The 16,692-nt window shown below is 68.4% G+C and carries 13 protein-coding genes; 5 read left to right on the top strand and 8 right to left on the bottom strand.

Annotated elements, in window-relative coordinates:
* Window positions 1-50: 50 nt before the first annotated feature.
* Window positions 51-1,094, bottom strand: a complete 1,044-nt coding sequence (locus tag ACNQFN_RS20460; protein ID WP_068635320.1) for a type IV pilus twitching motility protein PilT — start codon at window positions 1,092-1,094, stop codon at window positions 51-53.
* A gap of 92 nt (window positions 1,095-1,186) precedes the next feature.
* Between ACNQFN_RS20460 and ACNQFN_RS20455 the strand changes: the two genes are divergently transcribed.
* The 3 genes from ACNQFN_RS20455 to ACNQFN_RS20445 all read left to right on the top strand — a co-directional run bounded on the left by ACNQFN_RS20455 (window position 1,187) and on the right by ACNQFN_RS20445 (window position 3,392).
* On the top strand, window positions 1,187-1,912 hold the full coding sequence (locus ACNQFN_RS20455; protein WP_418647411.1) for a YggS family pyridoxal phosphate-dependent enzyme: 726 nt from the start codon (window positions 1,187-1,189) through the stop codon (window positions 1,910-1,912).
* 67 nt (window positions 1,913-1,979) lie between these two features.
* A complete protein-coding gene (gene proC, locus ACNQFN_RS20450) occupies window positions 1,980-2,804 on the top strand; it encodes a pyrroline-5-carboxylate reductase (RefSeq protein WP_068635322.1) in 825 nt (274 codons plus the stop codon).
* 6 nt (window positions 2,805-2,810) lie between these two features.
* Complete coding sequence (locus tag ACNQFN_RS20445) at window positions 2,811-3,392, top strand: YggT family protein (RefSeq protein ID WP_068635323.1); 582 nt, start codon at window positions 2,811-2,813, stop codon at window positions 3,390-3,392.
* A 13-nt stretch (window positions 3,393-3,405) separates the two neighbouring features.
* Here ACNQFN_RS20445 and ACNQFN_RS20440 read toward each other — a convergent pair whose 3' ends face one another.
* The 6 genes from ACNQFN_RS20440 to ACNQFN_RS20415 all read right to left on the bottom strand — a co-directional run bounded on the left by ACNQFN_RS20440 (window position 3,406) and on the right by ACNQFN_RS20415 (window position 7,998).
* Window positions 3,406-3,987 carry a Uma2 family endonuclease gene (locus ACNQFN_RS20440; RefSeq protein WP_068635324.1) on the bottom strand — a complete coding sequence of 194 codons (582 nt, stop codon included), beginning with the start codon at window positions 3,985-3,987 and terminating at the stop codon, window positions 3,406-3,408.
* Window positions 3,988-4,128: 141 nt separating this feature from the next.
* Window positions 4,129-5,406 (bottom strand): dihydroorotase, encoded by a 1,278-nt coding sequence (locus tag ACNQFN_RS20435; RefSeq protein WP_068635325.1) that lies wholly within the window; start codon window positions 5,404-5,406, stop codon window positions 4,129-4,131.
* A gap of 32 nt (window positions 5,407-5,438) precedes the next feature.
* Entirely contained in the window at window positions 5,439-6,398 is a 960-nt protein-coding gene (locus ACNQFN_RS20430) for an aspartate carbamoyltransferase catalytic subunit (RefSeq protein ID WP_068635326.1), read from the bottom strand.
* A 71-nt stretch (window positions 6,399-6,469) separates the two neighbouring features.
* Window positions 6,470-6,973 carry a bifunctional pyr operon transcriptional regulator/uracil phosphoribosyltransferase PyrR gene (gene pyrR, locus ACNQFN_RS20425; protein WP_068635327.1) on the bottom strand — a complete coding sequence of 168 codons (504 nt, stop codon included), beginning with the start codon at window positions 6,971-6,973 and terminating at the stop codon, window positions 6,470-6,472.
* Complete coding sequence (gene ruvX / locus ACNQFN_RS20420) at window positions 6,954-7,430, bottom strand: Holliday junction resolvase RuvX (RefSeq protein ID WP_068635328.1); 477 nt, start codon at window positions 7,428-7,430, stop codon at window positions 6,954-6,956. Before ruvX ends, pyrR begins: the two co-directional genes overlap by 20 nt.
* Window positions 7,423-7,998 carry a YqgE/AlgH family protein gene (locus ACNQFN_RS20415; protein ID WP_068635359.1) on the bottom strand — a complete coding sequence of 192 codons (576 nt, stop codon included), beginning with the start codon at window positions 7,996-7,998 and terminating at the stop codon, window positions 7,423-7,425. Before ACNQFN_RS20415 ends, ruvX begins: the two co-directional genes overlap by 8 nt.
* Window positions 7,999-8,131: 133 nt before the next feature.
* Between ACNQFN_RS20415 and ACNQFN_RS20410 the strand changes: the two genes are divergently transcribed.
* Window positions 8,132-9,571: a cryptochrome/photolyase family protein gene (locus ACNQFN_RS20410; RefSeq protein ID WP_068635360.1), complete on the top strand. Its 1,440-nt coding sequence runs from the start codon at window positions 8,132-8,134 to the stop codon at window positions 9,569-9,571.
* A gap of 68 nt (window positions 9,572-9,639) precedes the next feature.
* A complete protein-coding gene (locus ACNQFN_RS20405) occupies window positions 9,640-10,815 on the top strand; it encodes a MalY/PatB family protein (RefSeq protein WP_068635361.1) in 1,176 nt (391 codons plus the stop codon).
* 16 nt (window positions 10,816-10,831) lie between these two features.
* Here the strand turns inward: ACNQFN_RS20405 and ACNQFN_RS20400 are convergent, their stop codons facing one another.
* Window positions 10,832-16,552, bottom strand: a complete 5,721-nt coding sequence (locus ACNQFN_RS20400; RefSeq protein WP_418647410.1) for a DUF7379 domain-containing protein — start codon at window positions 16,550-16,552, stop codon at window positions 10,832-10,834.
* Window positions 16,553-16,692 lie beyond the last annotated feature (140 nt).

Below are 16,692 nucleotides of genomic sequence, written 5' to 3'. Positions count from 1 at the left end.
GTGCGAGGTTTGGGGGGCGGGAGGCGTGAAGGCGGGATGGCAGCCTGCGTTCAGCCGGCGATGCTGTCCTTGTTCTGGGCGCGCAGGCGCGCTTCGACCGGCGATACGATGTTGCGCCGCACCAGGTCGGCCAGGCACTGGTCCAGCGTCTGCATGCCGACGTTCTGGCCGGTCTGGATCGACGAGTACATCTGCGCGATCTTGTTCTCGCGGATCAGGTTGCGGATCGCCGGGGTGCCGATCATGATCTCGTGCGCGGCGACGCGGCCCTGGCCGTCCTTGGTCTTGAGCAGGGTCTGCGAGATCACCGCGCGCAGCGATTCGGACAGCATCGAGCGCACCATGTCCTTCTCGGCCGCGGGGAAGACGTCGACGATACGGTCGATGGTCTTGGCCGCCGACGAGGTGTGCAGGGTGCCGAACACCAGGTGGCCGGTCTCGGCCGCGGTCAGCGCCAGGCGGATGGTTTCGAGGTCGCGCATTTCGCCCACCAGGATCACGTCCGGGTCTTCGCGCAGCGAGGCGCGCAGGGCGTTGTTGAAGGACATCGTGTCGCGGTGCACCTCGCGCTGGTTGATCAGGCAGCGCTTGGATTCATGCACGAATTCGATCGGGTCCTCGACGGTCAGGATGTGGCCGTACTCGTTCTCGTTGATGTAGTCGATCATCGCCGCCAGCGTGGTCGACTTGCCCGAGCCGGTGGGGCCGGTGACCAGCACGATGCCGCGCGGGGTGTCGGCGATCTCCTTGAAGATCTTCGGGCAGTTCAGCTCCTCGAGCGTCAGCACCTTGGACGGAATGGCCCGGAACACCGCGCCGGCGCCGCGGTTCTGGTTGAAGGCGTTGACGCGGAAGCGGGCGAGGTTGGGCACGGCGAAGGAGAAGTCGCACTCCCAGGTTTCCTCGAACTGCTTGCGCTGGCCGTCGTTCATGATGTCGTACACCATGGCGTGCACGTCCTTGTGCTCCATCGGCGGCAGGTTGATGCGGCGCACGTCGCCATGGACGCGGATCATCGGCGGCAGGCCGGCCGAAAGGTGCAGGTCGGAAGCCTTGTTCTTGACGGCGAAGGCGAGCAGTTCGGTGATGTCCATCGTGTTTCCTGGGAGGGCGGCGCCCAAAAAGATCGATCGGTGCGGAATGTTATACTTTTCGCCGCTTCAGCCAGAGGAAGTAGACCACGGACATGACGACAATCGAGCAGCGCCTGCGGGCCGTGCAGGCCCGCGTTGCAGCGGCGGCGAAGGCGGCCGGGCGCGATCCGGCTTCGGTCCGGCTGCTCGCCGTCAGCAAGACCTGGCCGGCCGACGCGGTGCGCGAAGCCGCCGCCGCGGGCCAGCGCGCCTTCGGCGAGAACTACGTGCAGGAAGGCGTCGCCAAGGTCGAGGCGCTGCGCGGGTCGATGCCGAAGGAGGGGCTGGACGGGCCGCTCGAATGGCATTTCATCGGCCCGCTGCAGAGCAACAAGACGCGGTCGGTGGCAAATGCCTTCGACTGGGTGCACAGCATCGACCGGCTGAAGATCGCCGAGCGCCTGTCGGCGCAGCGCGACGTGCATCTGCCGCCGCTGAACGTCTGCATCCAGGTCAATGTCAGCGGCGAGGACAGCAAGAGCGGCGTCGCGCCGGACGAGGCCGCGGCGCTGGCCAAGGCGGTGGCCGCGCTGCCGCGCCTGCGGCTGCGCGGGTTGATGTGCATTCCCGAGCCGACCGACGACGCAGCCTTGCTGCGCTCGCGCTTCGCGCTGCTGCGCGCGCTGAAGGCGGAACTGGCGGACGAAGGGCTGGTGCTCGACACCTTGTCGATGGGCATGTCGCACGACGTCGAGCCGGCGGTGGCCGAAGGTGCGACGATGGTGCGCGTGGGCACGGCGATTTTCGGCGAGCGCACGCGGCCGGCGGCGCAGGCGTGAGCCGGCGGGCGGATTCATTGCATGGCAGCCGGGCGTCTGGCCCGGCATTCACAGAGAGAAGGACAGCATGAAGATCACTTTCCTGGGCGGCGGCAACATGGCGACGGCCCTGATCGGCGGCATGATCGAGCGCGGCTTCGACGCGGCAGGCATCCAGGTCGTCGACCTCGGTGCCGAGACGCGTGCGCGGCAGGCCGAACGTTTCGGCCTGCGCGCGGTGGACTCTTTCGATGCGACCGCGCTGGACTGCGACGTGCTGATGCTGGCGGTGAAGCCGCAGCAGATGAAGGCCGCGCTGGCGCCGATCGCCGGCAAGCTGAACGGCCAGCTCGTCATCAGCGTCGCTGCCGGCCTGCGCCTGGCCGACCTCGGCCGCTGGCTGGGCGCGCCGGGCCAGCCGTATTCCCGGCTGGTGCGCTGCATGCCCAACACGCCGGCGCTGATCGGCGCCGGCGTCACCGGGCTGTATGCCGATCCGAGCGTCGATGCCGACGGCCGCGAGGCTGCCGAGCGCATCCTGGCCGCGGTCGGCAGCGTGGTGTGGGCCGACTCCGAAGACCAGATGGACGCGGTGACGGCGATTTCCGGCAGCGGCCCGGCCTATGTGTTCCATTTCATCGAGGCGCTGGAAGACGCCGGGCGTGCGCTCGGCTTCGACGAGGCCGATGCGCGCCGGCTGGCGATCGACACCGTGCTCGGCGCGGCCAGGCTGGCGGCCGGTTCGGAGGATTCGCCCGCGGTACTGCGCGAGAAGGTGACTTCCAAGGGCGGCACCACCGCGGCGGCGCTGAACAGCCTGGCCGAGTCCGGCTGGCACGGCGCGCTGGTCAAGGCGGTCGGCGCGGCGCGGGCGCGCGGACAGGAACTGGGTGCCGAACTCGGCAAGGACTGATCCACGATGCTCGCCAACATCCTGCTGCTGGTCATCGACGCTGCCGGCGGCTTCCTGACGCTGATGCTGCTGGCACGCTTCTACATGCAGTGGCAGCGCATTTCCTTCCGCAACCAGATCGGCCAGTTCGTCGTTTCCACCACCGACTGGCTGGTGCGGCCGCTGCGCCGCTTCGTGCCCGGCCTGTTCGGGCTGGACATGGCCAGCCTGTTGCCGGCCTGGGTCGTGCAGGTGCTGCTGGTCGCCATCGAACTGAGCCTGCGCGGCGCGGTGTTCAGCGGCAACATGGGTTCGGTGCTGCTGGGCCTGTGGGGCGTGGGCCTGATCGAGCTGGTCCGCATGATGGTGTATCTGCTGTTCGCGGTCGTGCTCGGCTCGGCAGTGCTGTCATGGGTCAGCCCGCATGCGCCGCTGGCGCCGCTGCTGCATGCGCTGGCGGAACCTTTCCTGCGCCCCTTCCGCCGCATCGTACCGATGATCGCCAACGTCGATCTGTCACCGCTGATCCTGCTGCTGGTGCTGCAGATCGTGCTGATGCTGCTCGGAGGCATGCGCGGCAACTTCGCGCCGCTGCTGTTCGGCGGCTGAACCGCAACAGGCTTCAGCCCACGTTGCGCAGCACGCGCTCCCAGTCGATGACGATTTCGGGCAGCACGCCGACGGCGAGCGTTTCCTTCAACTCGTGGATGTCGGGTGCGCCGAAGGCGCCGTCCTGAAGGCGATAGACGGTGACGACGTGGTCGACCGGATGCACCAGCCAGTATTCGCGCACGCCGGCGCGCTCGTACAGCTGGCGCTTGATGATGAGGTCGTGGCCGGCGGTCGAGGGCGACAGGACTTCGACCACCCAGTCCGGCGCGCCGCGGCAGCCGCGCTCGTCGAGCTTGGCGCGGTCGCAGACCACGACGAGATCGGGCTGAACCACGGTGTCGACATCGCGGTCGGCCTCGTCGCCGCGCGGCAGGCGCACGTCGAAGGGCGCGATGAAGGGGCGGCAGGGTTTGCCGTCCAGCGCACTATGCGCCTGGCCTGCAATTTGCAGCAGGAATTCCTGATGCACCCGCAGCGGTGCTGGCGACATCGCGTAGGCGACGCCATCGATCAATTCGTAGCGAACGTCGTCCGGCCACGTCAGGTAATCGGCGTAGGTGTAAGTCTGATCGTCGCGCAGAGCCAGGCCCATGTCGTACTCCTCATGTATCGCTGCGGATGGGGCTGCAGAAAATAGGTAGGATGGGTAGAGCCGTCAGGCGAAACCCATCAAAACAGGGAAGGCCTCCGCCGTGAATGATGGGTTTCGCTTCGCTCTACCCATCCTACCCGTTCAGCCCTCGTACATCACCTGGCCTTCGACCAGCGTATAGCGCACCTTGCCCGGCAGTTCCATGCCGAGGAAGGGCGTGTTCTTGCCCTGGCTCTTCAGCGTGTCGTGGGCGATGGTGACGTGGGCGGCGGGGTCGAACACGCAGACGTCGGCGCGCGCGCCCGGCGACAGGTGGCCGGCCTTGGTGATGCCGATGATCTTCGCCGCATCCGAGGTGATGCGGGCGAGGCCGTCGAGCAGCGGCAGGCCGGCGCGCTCCGCCCATTTCAGCGTCAGCGGCAGCAGCAGTTCGAGGCCGGTGGCACCGGGTTCGGATTCGGCGAAGGGCGTCTGCTTGCCGTCGTCGTCCACCGGCGTGTGGTCCGAGCACAGCGCATCGATGCGGCCGTCGGCCAGTCCCCTGCACAGCGCTTCGCGGTCGCGCTGGCTGCGCAGCGGCGGGATCAGGTGGCAGTTGGAATCGAAGTAGCCGATGTCCATGTCGCACAGGTGCACATGGTTGATCGACACGTCGCAAGTCACGTCCATGCCTTCGGCGCGTGCGCGCTCGATCAGTTCCAGCCCGGCGGCGGACGACAGGCGGGTGATGTGCAAGCGCGCACCGGTGATCTTGGCCAGTTCGAGGTAGGTGTACAGCGCCACCGTCTCGGCCGCCACCGGCATGCCGGCGAGACCGAGGCGGGTGGCGACTTCGCCGTCGTGGGCGTTGCCGCCGCGGGCGAGGAAGGGCGCCAGCGGCTGCAGCCAGACGCGGAAGCCGAAGGTGGCGGCGTACTGCATCGCGCGCATCAGCACGCCGTTGTCGACGATGGGCACGTTGGCCTGCGAGAAGGCGACGCAGCCGGCCTCGACCAGTTCGGCCATCTCGGACAGGCGCTCGCCCTTGAGGCCGAGCGTGAGCGCGCCGACCGGGTAGATGTGGGCGCGGTTCAGCTTCTTGGCGCGGTAGGTCAGCATCTCGACCAGACCCGGCTCGTCCAGCGCGGGGTCGGTGTCGGGCGGGATCGCCAGGCTGGTGACGCCGCCGGCCATCGCCGCTTCCATCTCGGATTCGAGCGTGGCGCGGTATTCGAAGCCGGGCTCGCGCAGGCGCGCGGCGAGGTCGATGAAGCCGGGGGCGACGACCAGCCCGCCGGCGTCGAGGGTGCGTTCGGCGACGAAGCCGTCGGGGGCGGTGCCGAGGGCGACGATCTTGCCGCCGGCGACATAGACGTTCTGCACCGCGTCGGTGCGCCTGGCCGGATCGACGACGCGGCCGTTGGAAATCAGGATGTTCATTCGCGAATCCTTGTGCCTGTTCTGTCCGGGGCTCAGTGGCTGCCCAGCATGCTCATCACCGCCATGCGCACGGCGATGCCGAAAGTGACCTGGGGCAGGATCACCGCCTGCGCGCCGTCGGCCACGGCCGAATCGATCTCGACGCCGCGGTTCATCGGCCCGGGGTGCAGCACGATGGCGTCGGGCCTGGCCAGCGCCAGCTTGTCGGCGGTCAGGCCCCAGACCTTGAAGTATTCCTGCGGCGTGGGCAGCAGGGCGCCGTTCATGCGTTCGTTCTGCAGGCGCAGCATCATCACCACGTCCACGCCCTTCAGGCCTTCGCGCATGTCGTGGAACACGCGCACGCCGAGCTTCTCGACGTCGGTCGGCAGCAGGGTCCTGGGGCCGATCACGCGCACTTCCGGCACGCCGAGCGTGGTCAGCGCGGCGATCTGGCTGCGCGCGACGCGCGAGTGCAGCACGTCGCCGACGATGGCCACGGTCAGGTTGGCGAAATCCTGCTTGAAGTGGCGGATGGTGTACATGTCCAGCAGGCCTTGCGTCGGGTGCGCATGGCGGCCGTCGCCGGCATTGACGACATGGATGTGGTCGCGGCCGGTGGCCTGCAGGTGCTGGGCGATCAGCATCGGCGCGCCGCTGGCGGCGTGGCGGACGACGAACATGTCGGCCTGCATCGCGCACAGGTTGTCGACGGTGTCGAGCAGGCTCTCGCCCTTCGAGGCCGAACTGGTGTTGATGTTCAGGTTCACCACGTCGGCCGACAGGCGCTTGGCGGCGATCTCGAAGGTGGTGCGGGTGCGCGTCGAGTTCTCGAAGAACAGGTTGAACACGCTCTTGCCGCGCAGCAGCGGCAGCTTCTTGACCTCGCGCTCGGCCACTTCGGTGAAGGGCGCGGCGGTGTCGAGGATGGCGGTGATGATGTCGCGGGGGAGACCGTCGAGCGTCAGCAGATGCTGAAGTTCGCCGTGCTTGTTGAGCTGGGGGTTGCGCATCGGGCTTGCCTCGGAATCAGCGATTGGCGATGGGGAGTTTTTGTCGGAAGCGTGTCACGGCAGCTCGGGCATCAGGCGAGCTGGGTCAGCTCCAGCGTGAGCTTGCCGGCCTCGTCGCGCTGCAGCTCCAGGTTCTGGTCGCGCGGCAGGGCGTCGGGCAGGGTGTGGGCGCAGTAGCGGGCGGCGATCGGCAGTTCGCGGCTGCCGCGGTCGACCAGCACCGCCAGCTCGATCCTGGCCGGGCGGCCGAAATCGAACAGGCCGTTCAGCGCGGCGCGGGTGGTGCGGCCGGTGTAGAGCACGTCATCGACCAGGATGATGTGCGCGCTCTCGACGCTGAACGGGATCTCGGTGCGCTGCGGTTTGGCGTGCAGGCCCTTGCTGCCGTAGTCGTCGCGGTAGAAGGAAACGTCGATCGCGCCCAGCGGCGGGTTGATGCCGAGTTCCTTGTGCAGGCGTTCGGCCAGCCACAGGCCGCCGGTGTAGATGCCGACCAGCGCGGTGGCCGGCGTGACGTGGGGGCGGATCTGCTCGGCGAGCTGCCGGCACAGGGCTTCAGCATCGAGAATGTTCATGGCGATGGGCGTCCAGGAAGGTTTGCAGGATGATCCGGGCGGCGGCGGCGTCGAGCACCGCCTTGCGTTCGCGCCAGCCCTCGAGGCCGGCGCGGCAGAGTTCCGACTCGGCGGCGACCGAGGACAGGCGTTCGTCGGCGGGGAAGACCGGCAGGTTGAAGCGGCCGTGCAACTGGTTGGCGAAGCGGCGGCAACGGGCGGTAAGCTCGTGTTCGCTGCCGTCGAGATGGACGGGAATGCCGACCACCAGCGCCACCGGCCGCCATTCGGCGATCAGCCTGGCGATGGCCTTGAAGCGGGCTTCGTTGGATTCGTCGTGCAGCGTGGCCAGCGCGCTGGCCTGGCCGGTTTCGAGTTCGCCGCTGGCCACGCCGATGCGTGCCAGGCCGAAATCGAAGCCGAGCAGGGTGCCGCGTGCGGGCAGGGAAGGCAGGGCGGCGGATGCCGCGTCAGGCATGCCCCGCGACCTCGCTGAGGTTGGCGAAATCGACACCCAGCTTCTGCATCGCGGCAGCCAGGCGTTCTTCGGGCGGCAGCTCGAACACGATCGACATGTCCGCCGGCACCGTCAGCCAGGCGTTGTCCATCAGTTCCTGTTCCAGCTGGCCGGGTGTCCAGCCGGCGTAGCCGAGCGTGACCAGCACTTCGCGCGGCTCGCCTTGGGCGCCGATGGCCTGCAGCACGTCACGGCTGCTGGTGAGGCCGACCTCGTCGCTGACCTTCAGCGTCGAGTGCCAGTCGCCGAGCGGCCGGTGCAGCACGAAGCCGCGATCGGTCTGCACCGGCCCGCCGAAATACACCGGCTGGGTGTCGAAGCCTTCGGCTTCGAGCGGCACCTCGATGCGTTCGAACAGCGTGGCCAGCGTCATGTCGATCGGGCGGTTGACGATGATGCCCAGCGCGCCCTGCTCGTTGTGCTCGGCGATGTAGGTCAGCGCGCGGGCGAAATGGGGATCGGCCATGTGGGGCATGGCGATCAGGAAGTGATGCGTGAAGTTGGCCGTGGGGGTTTCCATGCCTGCCATTTTACGCACTTCGCCCGCGTTCTTGTGTGGCGAGGAAAGGATGCCGGCCGCGATTCCGGCTCTGCTGCGGGCCTGCATCGCAGAAACGGCCGGGTGAGCCGATAATCGCTTCCCGTCCATCCGGATCGCAATGATGAATTCAGCCCTCGTCTGGTTTCGCCGCGACCTGCGCAGCTTCGATCACGCCGCGCTGTATCGGGCGCTGCGTTTCGCCGGCCGCGTGCATTGCGCCTTCGTGTTCGATACCGCCATCCTCGACACCTTGCCGTCGCGCCGCGACCGTCGCGTCGAGTTCATCCATGCCAGCCTCGCCGAGCTGGATGCCGCGCTCGACGCCATGTCGCGCGCGGCCGGCGGACAGGGCGCGGGCATCATCGTGCGCCATGGATGCGCCGAGGACGAGATCCCGCGTCTCGCGGTGGAGCTGGGTGTGGACAAGGTCTTCGTCAATCGCGACTATGAGCCGGACGCGATCGTGCGCGACAGCCGGGTGGCGCAGCGGCTGGCCGAGGCCGGCATCGGCTACGAGGACTTCAAGGACCAGGTGGTCTTCGAGCGCGGCGAGGTGCTGACCCAGGCCGGCAAGCCTTTCAGCGTGTTCACCCCGTACCGGAACGCGTGGCTGAAGGCGGTCGACGATTTCCAGGTGAAGCCCTATCCGGTGGAGCGCCATGCGCACCGCCTGGCGCCCAAACCCGCGGGCGAAGCGCTGCCTGGCCTCGCCGGCATCGGTTTCGAGCCGGCCGGCCTTGCCGAGCTGCGGATGCCGACGGGCATGAGCGGCGGGCGCAGGCTGTTCGAGGACTTCGCCGCGCGCATCGGACGCTATGCGCAGGCGCGGGATTTTCCGGCGATCAAGGGCGTCAGCTACCTGTCGGTCCATCTGCGCTTCGGCACCGTGTCGATCCGCCCGCTCGCCGCGCACGCCTGGCGCCATGGCGGTGAAGGGGCGCAAGCCTGGCTGGGCGAGCTGATCTGGCGCGATTTCTACCACCAGATCCTGTGGCATCACCCGCGTGTGGTGGCGCGGGCCTTCCGGCCCGAATACGACGACGTGGCGTGGGACGACGCGCCCGCGCTGTTCGCCGCCTGGGCCGAGGCGCGCACCGGCTACCCGATCGTCGACGCCGCGATGCGGCAACTGGCGCAGACCGGCTACATGCACAACCGTCTGCGCATGATCGTCGCCTCTTTCCTGAGCAAGGACCTCGGCATCGACTGGCGCCTGGGCGAGCGCCATTTCGCCGTACACCTGAACGACTACGACCTCGCCGCCAACAATGGTGGCTGGCAGTGGGCCGCGTCGACCGGCTGCGACGCGCAGCCGTACTTCCGCATCTTCAATCCGGTGACGCAATCGCAGAAGTTCGACCCGGGGGGGCGCTTCATCCGCCGCTACCTGCCGGAACTGGCGCGCGTGCCCGATGCCTTCATCCATGCGCCATGGACCATGGGCGGCGTCGACCAGAATGCGTGCCGCACCCGGATCGGCGTCGACTACCCCGCGCCGGTCGTCGACCATGCGGCGGCGCGCGAGCGCACGCTGAAGCGCTTCGGCGTGTTGAAGGCCTGATCGAAACACTGGATACATCGTTCAGTTGCGGGACAATGCAGAACCCTGTTCCCGACTGCCTGCCGACCATGAACGCCCCAGACCATTCCGCCGTCCCGTTCGACTTCGACCGCATCATCGATCGCCGCTGCATGCCGGGCGAGAAGTGGGGCCGCTACGCCGGCCGCGACGTGCTGCCGCTGTGGGTGGCGGACATGGATTTCGCCGCGCCGCCCGCCGTCGTCGAAGCCCTGCGCCGACGGCTCGACCATGGCGTGTTCGGCTATACCGATGCCTGGCCTTCGCTGGAGCAGGCGGTGGTCGAGGGCCTGCAGCGCGACCATGGCTGGACGATCGAGCCCGACTGGCTGGTGTGGCTGCCTGGCGTGGTGACGGGCTTCAACCTCGCCTGCCTGCTGGCCGGCGAGCCGGGCGACGGCGTGCTGACCGCCACGCCGGTGTACCCTCCCTTCCTGTCCGCGCCGGCCAACACCGGCCGTGTGCTGCAGCGCTGCGAACTGGTGCTGCGCGACGGCCGCTGGCAATGGGACTGGGAGGCGCTGGAGCGTGCAGCGGACGCGCGCAGCCGCATGCTGCTGCTGTGCTCGCCGCACAACCCGGTCGGCCGCGTGTTCGACACCGATGAACTGCGCCGGCTGGCCGATTTCGCCGAGCGCCGGGATCTGCTGATCTGCTCGGACGAGATCCACTGCGGCCTGGTGCTCGACGGCGAACGCCCGCACCGCCCCATCGCCGCGCTGGACCAGGCCACCGCGCGGCGCACGATCACGCTGATGGCGCCGTCCAAGACCTGGAACATTCCCGCGCTGTACTGCGCCTTCGCGGTCATCCCGGACGCCGTGCTGCGCCGCCGCTACCGGCATGCGATGCGCGGCCTGATCCCGCACGCCAACGTGCTGGGCATGGTGGCGACCGAAGCCGCCTACCGCGACGGCGGACCGTGGCGCGCCGCGCTGCTCGACTACCTGCGCGGCAACCGCGCCCGCGTGCTGGAAGCGGCGACGGCGATGCCGGGCCTGGCGATGACCTCGCCCGAAGCCACCTACCTGGCCTGGATCGACTGCCGCGGCCTGATGGCCGCGCGCGGCATCGACGACCCCGCCGCCTTCTTCGAGGCCGCCGGCGTCGGCCTGTCGGACGGCCGTCCCTTCGGCGCACCCGGCTGGCTGCGGCTGAACTTCGGCTGCCCGCGCGCGACGCTGGACGAGGCACTGCGGCGGATGGCGGCGGCGCTCACGAGGTAACGACGAAGCGGCTGCATCATCTGCCTTCCGCGTGTTGCTGCAGAAGTTGCAGCAGACGCTTGCTTGCCTCGATGTCGCCTTTTGCATCGCCGTGCCGGGCGCACCAACGTTCGACCACGAATTTCTCCTGGTCATATAGCGTCGCCCATGCGTTGGGCGAGGGCACGCGGCTGTAAAGATCCTGGAACAGCGCTTCGATCTGCGGCAGCGCCTGCTGCAGCCGGCCTTCGGCCATGGCGAGATACAGGTCGAGTTCGATGCGGCTGGCCACCAGCCAGAAATCGGCCTTGCGTGCGAGCTGCTCGTCCAGTGACTGGCGCACGGCCGCCACGTCCTCGGCCGGGAACCCTGTCTTGCCGGGCCTTTGCGGGCATACCAGCACGGCCGCGATGTAGTTGATTGCGGGATAGAAGAACTGCTGGTGACCCTGTTCGAGGGCAAGTTCCTTGCCGCGCTTGTAGGCAGTTGCCATCGCTTCCAGCGCTTTGTCCTCAGCCGCCTGGCAAGCAGTCAGTTGCTGCTGCACATCCTTGTTCGCGGCTTCGTCCTTGCCGGCCGCTTCCAGCCATGCCTGCGCGATTCCGCATGCCTTGCGCTCGACCATGGCAAGGCGTTTGCAGGCCGAGCCGATCAATGAATGGCGTTCGATCGTCGGCTTCAACTTCACCAGGGTTTCGAGCGCATGCCGTGCGTTCGTGATCTCATCGCGAGCGGATTCGAACTTGTCGTCGAGCTCCTTGCGGATTCTGCCCTGTTTCGACTTTGGCGTACCGGCGTCGACATTCAGCTTTGAAACGCGCTTCCAGGCCTGCCGCGCGCGCTGGTTGGCCAGTTGTTCGGCAGCCCTGAGCGAGGCGCTGCCGTCTTCGATGGTCAGTGCATGCTCATACCATTCGATGCCTTCATCGACGAGCCCGGTCTCGATGCATGCGGCGCCGAGCGCCTCGGCCACCGATCCGATGCTCCGCCCCCAGCCGGCGCCGAAGCGTGCAGCAAGGTGACGCACGTGCTCCTGCAGCACGCTGCGGTCGCCCTGGCCATATCGGGCATCGGTGGCGATCTTCTCCAGCGCGATCTTCAGGCCCGTCGCCGAGGCGATGCCGCTGTATTCGCTCTGCACATCCGTGGTCGCTGCGGGTTGTGCGGCATCGTCGTCGTTCGGGCTGCGCAGGCGCCATTCCGGGTCGCCGTAGCATTGGTAGGCCGCCCAGGTGTTGCTGCCGGGATGGCTGCGCCAGGTCGCCTCGCGCGCATTGCCGACGGCTTCCATGAAAGTCCTGCGGTCCAGCAAGGCCTGGTAGAAGGTTTCCGCAAACAGCTGGGCCGGCTCGTCGTCCACTGCCCAGCCCGCTGCCACCACGCAGCGCACGCCGATTTCGATCAGTGCCTCGGCCGTGCTGGCGGCGAAGTCGCTGCGGTTGAACGGGTCCGGCGCCTGGGCGAATTGCTGTGCGGGCAGTGCCGCCAGATGGCAGCAGTTGACGAACACCAGTTCCGGCACTGCGCGCATCTGCCTGATTTCGCGCGGTCCCAGCACCGTGCCTTCGGACAGCACCACGCCGCCTTCGGCGCCGGGCTCGCCATGGCCTGCCACGTGCACGATCCGGTAGGGGTGGGACATCAGCGCATTGATGATCGTCGTCGCATCATGCCCGCCCAGCAGATCGAAGGTATGGTCCGCCCCGACGCCGCGCCGGCTCTTCATCAGCTTGCTGACGGCACGGGACTCGTTCAGCGCGCCTTCGAGCCGGCCGTAGCGTGCCGGATCGCATTTCGGTTCGCCGACGACCAGCACATGGTCTTCACGGCCGGTGTCGCGCACCGCATCGCGGTAGCTGCTGGTCCTGAGCTTGCGGATCAGCCGGCTGCGGATGCCCCAGGGCATGTGCTCGTGCTCCCGGCCGCGTTCCGGCGCGGTGTCCAGCAGTTCCCAGGGGACGACGGCCGTGCCCTTGTCCACCTCCAGCACCATCTGGCTGCGCCCGGCCAGGAAGGGCTCGATCTCCAGCGGTACCAGCAGCTGGAACAGGGTGCGCCCGATCTGCGGTCCGCACTGGTGGTCGTTCGAGGCCCGGCGCAGCATCTCCTGCAGCAGGCGTGGCTGCGAGCTCAGTGCCCGTACTTCGGTGCGTGCCCGCTTCGTGTCCAGGCGGAACTGGATGTCGGTGCTGCCCAGCGGCTCGGCGGCTTGCTGCGCGGCAGCGGTCTGGTGGTCCGGGCGGCCACCCATCGAGGTGATGGAGATGAAGTCGTATGCAGCCCCGCGGTAGGCCGAATCCACCTGCCGGCGCAGGGATGCGGTGCCGGTTTCGACCGTCGGCGTGATGTCGAGCTCGCCCGGCCTCGCCGTGGCATGCACCTGCAGCCCGCGCCAGGCTTCGGCGGCGCGCTCCAGGTAGAGCTCGACCAACTGCAGATGGGCGACGTGCGGCCAGGCCGTGCGCCTGCGGCGCTGGTTCAACTGCGCGATGCGGCTGTTGGCGGCGCGCACGCCATGGGCGATGGCGCGCGCCGAGTTGCCCGGCTGGATGCCGATGCCGCCGCTGCCGATCAGCACGGCTGCCAGTTCGATGCCGGCAGGACCCTGGTCGGCTTCGGCCTGGCGTTCGGCCCAGGCCAGCACGCCCTGGCAGACCGACTCGGCCAGCGTCGCTTCGGTCAGATTGCCTTCGGCGCCGAGGCCGACCACGATCACGCCCTCGGGCTGGGGCAGCAGGGCATCGTGCTGCGGCGCCGCGTGGTTCAGGAAGATCTGCGCCGCCCCGATCGTCTGCGGATAGCGGCCGACCGACAGCGCATCCTCCATCACGCCGCCCACCAGCGCGTTCACCGCCACTTCGGCGCCCGACAGCCGCGATGCCGTGTAGTGTCCCACCAGCAGCGGCTGGCGCACGAAAGCCAGGTTGGCGTTGAGCACCGTGACGCGAAGTGCGGGCGCTGCCTGGCGTGCGGCCGTGTCGTCCTGCTGCCTTTGCGTCAGTGCGAACACCGCGTCCATCGAATCGGCCGGGCGCTCGCCGGCCAGGCGGCCGCGCGAAGGGCGGCTGCGCACGTGCGATACGGTTTCGAGCGCCTCTTCCCGGCTGCCGTCGCGCCGGGTCTCGGTCGTCAGCAGCTTCAGCTGTGAGGTATCGCCTTTCTCCAGCAGTTCGCGGAAGGCCTCGAAAGATCTGCGGTGCGAGGGCAGCTTGCCGTGCTCGACATCCAGCGTCCAGGTCCGTACCTGCGGCAGCCTCGCCGATGTCAGCGTCACCCGGCCGTCGCCGCCGTCGCGGAGGTCGAGGTAAACGAGGCCGTCGTTCGCCCATTCATAGCCATCGGGGGTGTAGCGCGACTGCCCCACAACCAGCAGCAGGCGATCGGCCCAGCGCCGCAAGTCCCTGTCGCGCTGCTCGTCCAGCCGCTGCCGCAGCGCGACGGCCTGATCCAGAACGTCCTTCGTCGGCACGCCCCATTCGTAAGCGCCGAGCTGCAGGCCGACGTCGTGCCACAGGCTGGCCTCGCGTACGCGCCGCAGGTCTTCGTCTGCCAGCTTCTTCCAGGTTTCTGCTTTCGACAGTTCCAGCCGGGGATTCGTCAGGCCCGCCTGCAACTGCAGGAAGCCCGGAAACTCCGCCATGGCCTGGCGCGCCTTGCGATCGCGGAAGGGTGCGCCCACGCTGGCCAGCAGGTTGCCGAAATTGTCGTCGCCGGACAGCACCTGCATCGGCGCCCAGGAACCGCCGTTCGGCGTGCCCAGCATCAGCAGGCGCCCGCCTTCGTGCAGGCACACGCGCTGCCAGACCTCCGGGCACTCCAGCATCATGGTACGCACCAGCAGCCCGCCCATGGAATGCGCGACGAAGCGCACCGGCTGCCCGCTGGCCGCGCGTGCGTCCAGCGCCGCGGCGACGCGCTGGCCGAGCCGGCGTGCCTCTTCCTCCAGCGGCCGGCGCCAGTCGAAGCCGAAGGGGATCACCTCGTGGCTCTGTTCGAGGTAGTCGATCAACTCGTCGTAGAAATTGCCGAGTGGCCCATCGTCGCGAATGTTGTGCTGCCCCGGTTCGTAGGCCAGCCGCAGCAGGCCGCCGAGCACGCGCCAACTCAGCCAGACGCGCTTGCCATCGACCTGGATGTGGCTGCCCAGGATGCCCGGCAGCAGGAACGCCGCCGGCCGCTCCGGCATCGGCACGGACTGGCTGCGCATTGCGGCGCGGCGCCCGTCCGCGCTTTCGCCCTTCCACGACAGCGGGCCGATCGGCGCGAAGCCCGCGGGCGCGTCGCGCAGCAGCCCATCGACGATGGCGTCGGCAGTGAGCTTGTTGCGGAAGTAGTTGAAATGGGTGGCGTCCGCGCTCTTGTCGAGCAGATAGCTCGCGCCCTCGTTGCGCGGCGAGCCGCCGTACATCGAACTGGTCTGGACCACGATGTCGTTGTCGGTCCAGTAGAAGGCATCGGCCAGCAGGGTCTTGAGCCAGCTCAGCACCGAATCGCCCTCGATGTCGCCGGCCACCACGCGCAGCTTGCCCGGAACCAGCGTCTGGGCATCGTTGAGCCACTGGACCAGCGGATTCTCCGGCGTCATCGCGTACAGGCCGGGCAGCGTCTCCGGATCGAAGCGCTCGCGTGCGACGGCAGCCAGGAAATCCGTCAGTGCCGGCAACACCGGTATGCCGGCCAGCTTCAAGGACCAGCGCACTATCGACAGGTAGGCGTCCAGCCGGCGCGATGCCAGCAGCGTGCCGCGAGCCGGGCAGGCCACGCGCACCACGCGCTCGATCGTCACCTCGCGTTCGGCCAGCGCCTTGGCCAGGGCCTCCAGCTGTACGAGCTGATCGCGGTGCTTCTCGTCCTTGAAGATCTCACGGTCCGCATCGGTGACCTCACGCGCGGCTGCCATGCGCGCCAGCACTTCGGCCACCAGGCCGCCGCGCGAATGCGAGACCAGATGCAGCTTGAGCGGCACGCCCTTGGGCAGCGCCCGGACCAGTTGCAGCGCATTGCCGACCGGGCCCTCGCCCAGCGTCGCGTGGTCCAGCGCATAGACCTGGCCGGCGTAGTGGGCGAACAGTTCGCCCACCTGTGCCGGGTGATGCTCCCATAGCTTGCCGAAGGTGCTGGCGGTGTCGACGAAAGTGCCGTGCAGCAGCACCAGCACGGGCTGGCCGGGCGCCGGCGCCTCGATGCGGGCGAGCGCCTTGCCCTTTTCGAGCTTGCCGAGCCGCTCGCGAGCCAGCTTGTAGACGCCGGGCGTGACGCCGCCGTCGATCCGCTGCGCGATGGTCCTGGCGGCCTGTCTGGCCGCATCGCGATCGGAGAACAGGCCGGTCACGATCTCCACTGCCCGCAGCAGTACCTTTCCCAGGAAGCCCGGGCCGCGCGAAACCGCCGCCTTTTCCAGCCCGCGCCATTGCAGTTCGGCCGGCACCGGCACCACATCGGGATAGTCCGCCTCTCCCTTCTCGCCGCGTTTCAGCGGCTGTCCGTCGGCCTGCGCCAGCAGCAGGTCGCGCGCCGTCAGCGGATGCAGCACCAGTTCCGGTCCACCTTCGATGTGCAGCACGACCACGTCCTCGCCGATGGTGGCGCTGGTGCGCAGCATCGGTCCGCCGTCGCGGCGCGTGGCCAGTTGAACGAAGTCCTTGCGGCGGCCGGGCAGGTCCGCCGGGGCCGCTGCGGCGGCGATGTCGCCGCTGCGGGATGCCGGGCGCTGGCCCGGAATCAGGAAGGTGATTTCGCGGGGGCTGGCGTCGGACATGGTGGAAGATCCTCGTGGCGGAGAGGAGAGGGGCGCGACTGTTCAGGGGTGGGGCAAGCACGCCGTATGACGACGTTCATCGAACGCCATCCGATTCGAGAATAGCAGGTCCGTGCGAAATCGCTGCACGATCCTTGGCG

The organism is Thauera butanivorans (assembly GCF_048398245.1).
Taxonomy (GTDB): Bacteria; Pseudomonadota; Gammaproteobacteria; order Burkholderiales; family Rhodocyclaceae; genus Thauera; species Thauera butanivorans.
This window is presented reverse-complemented; position numbering and strand designations above follow the sequence as displayed.

Excerpts from the sequence above, each read along its gene's own strand:
- ACNQFN_RS20430 (WP_068635326.1), bottom strand. The coding sequence starts at position 6,398 with ATGCGCAACCCCCAGCTCAACAAGCACGGCGAACTTCAGCATCTGCTG.
- pyrR (WP_068635327.1), bottom strand. The coding sequence starts at position 6,973 with ATGAACATTCTCGATGCTGAAGCCCTGTGCCGGCAGCTCGCCGAGCAG.
- ACNQFN_RS20400 (WP_418647410.1), bottom strand. The coding sequence starts at position 16,552 with ATGTCCGACGCCAGCCCCCGCGAAATCACCTTCCTGATTCCGGGCCAG.
- ACNQFN_RS20415 (WP_068635359.1), bottom strand. The coding sequence starts at position 7,998 with ATGGCAGGCATGGAAACCCCCACGGCCAACTTCACGCATCACTTCCTG.
- ACNQFN_RS20410 (WP_068635360.1), top strand. The coding sequence starts at position 8,132 with ATGAATTCAGCCCTCGTCTGGTTTCGCCGCGACCTGCGCAGCTTCGAT.
- proC (WP_068635322.1), top strand. The coding sequence starts at position 1,980 with ATGAAGATCACTTTCCTGGGCGGCGGCAACATGGCGACGGCCCTGATC.
- ACNQFN_RS20460 (WP_068635320.1), bottom strand. The coding sequence starts at position 1,094 with ATGGACATCACCGAACTGCTCGCCTTCGCCGTCAAGAACAAGGCTTCC.
- ACNQFN_RS20440 (WP_068635324.1), bottom strand. The coding sequence starts at position 3,987 with ATGGGCCTGGCTCTGCGCGACGATCAGACTTACACCTACGCCGATTAC.
- ACNQFN_RS20455 (WP_418647411.1), top strand. The coding sequence starts at position 1,187 with ATGACGACAATCGAGCAGCGCCTGCGGGCCGTGCAGGCCCGCGTTGCA.
- ruvX (WP_068635328.1), bottom strand. The coding sequence starts at position 7,430 with ATGCCTGACGCGGCATCCGCCGCCCTGCCTTCCCTGCCCGCACGCGGC.
- ACNQFN_RS20445 (WP_068635323.1), top strand. The coding sequence starts at position 2,811 with ATGCTCGCCAACATCCTGCTGCTGGTCATCGACGCTGCCGGCGGCTTC.
- ACNQFN_RS20405 (WP_068635361.1), top strand. The coding sequence starts at position 9,640 with ATGAACGCCCCAGACCATTCCGCCGTCCCGTTCGACTTCGACCGCATC.
- ACNQFN_RS20435 (WP_068635325.1), bottom strand. The coding sequence starts at position 5,406 with ATGAACATCCTGATTTCCAACGGCCGCGTCGTCGATCCGGCCAGGCGC.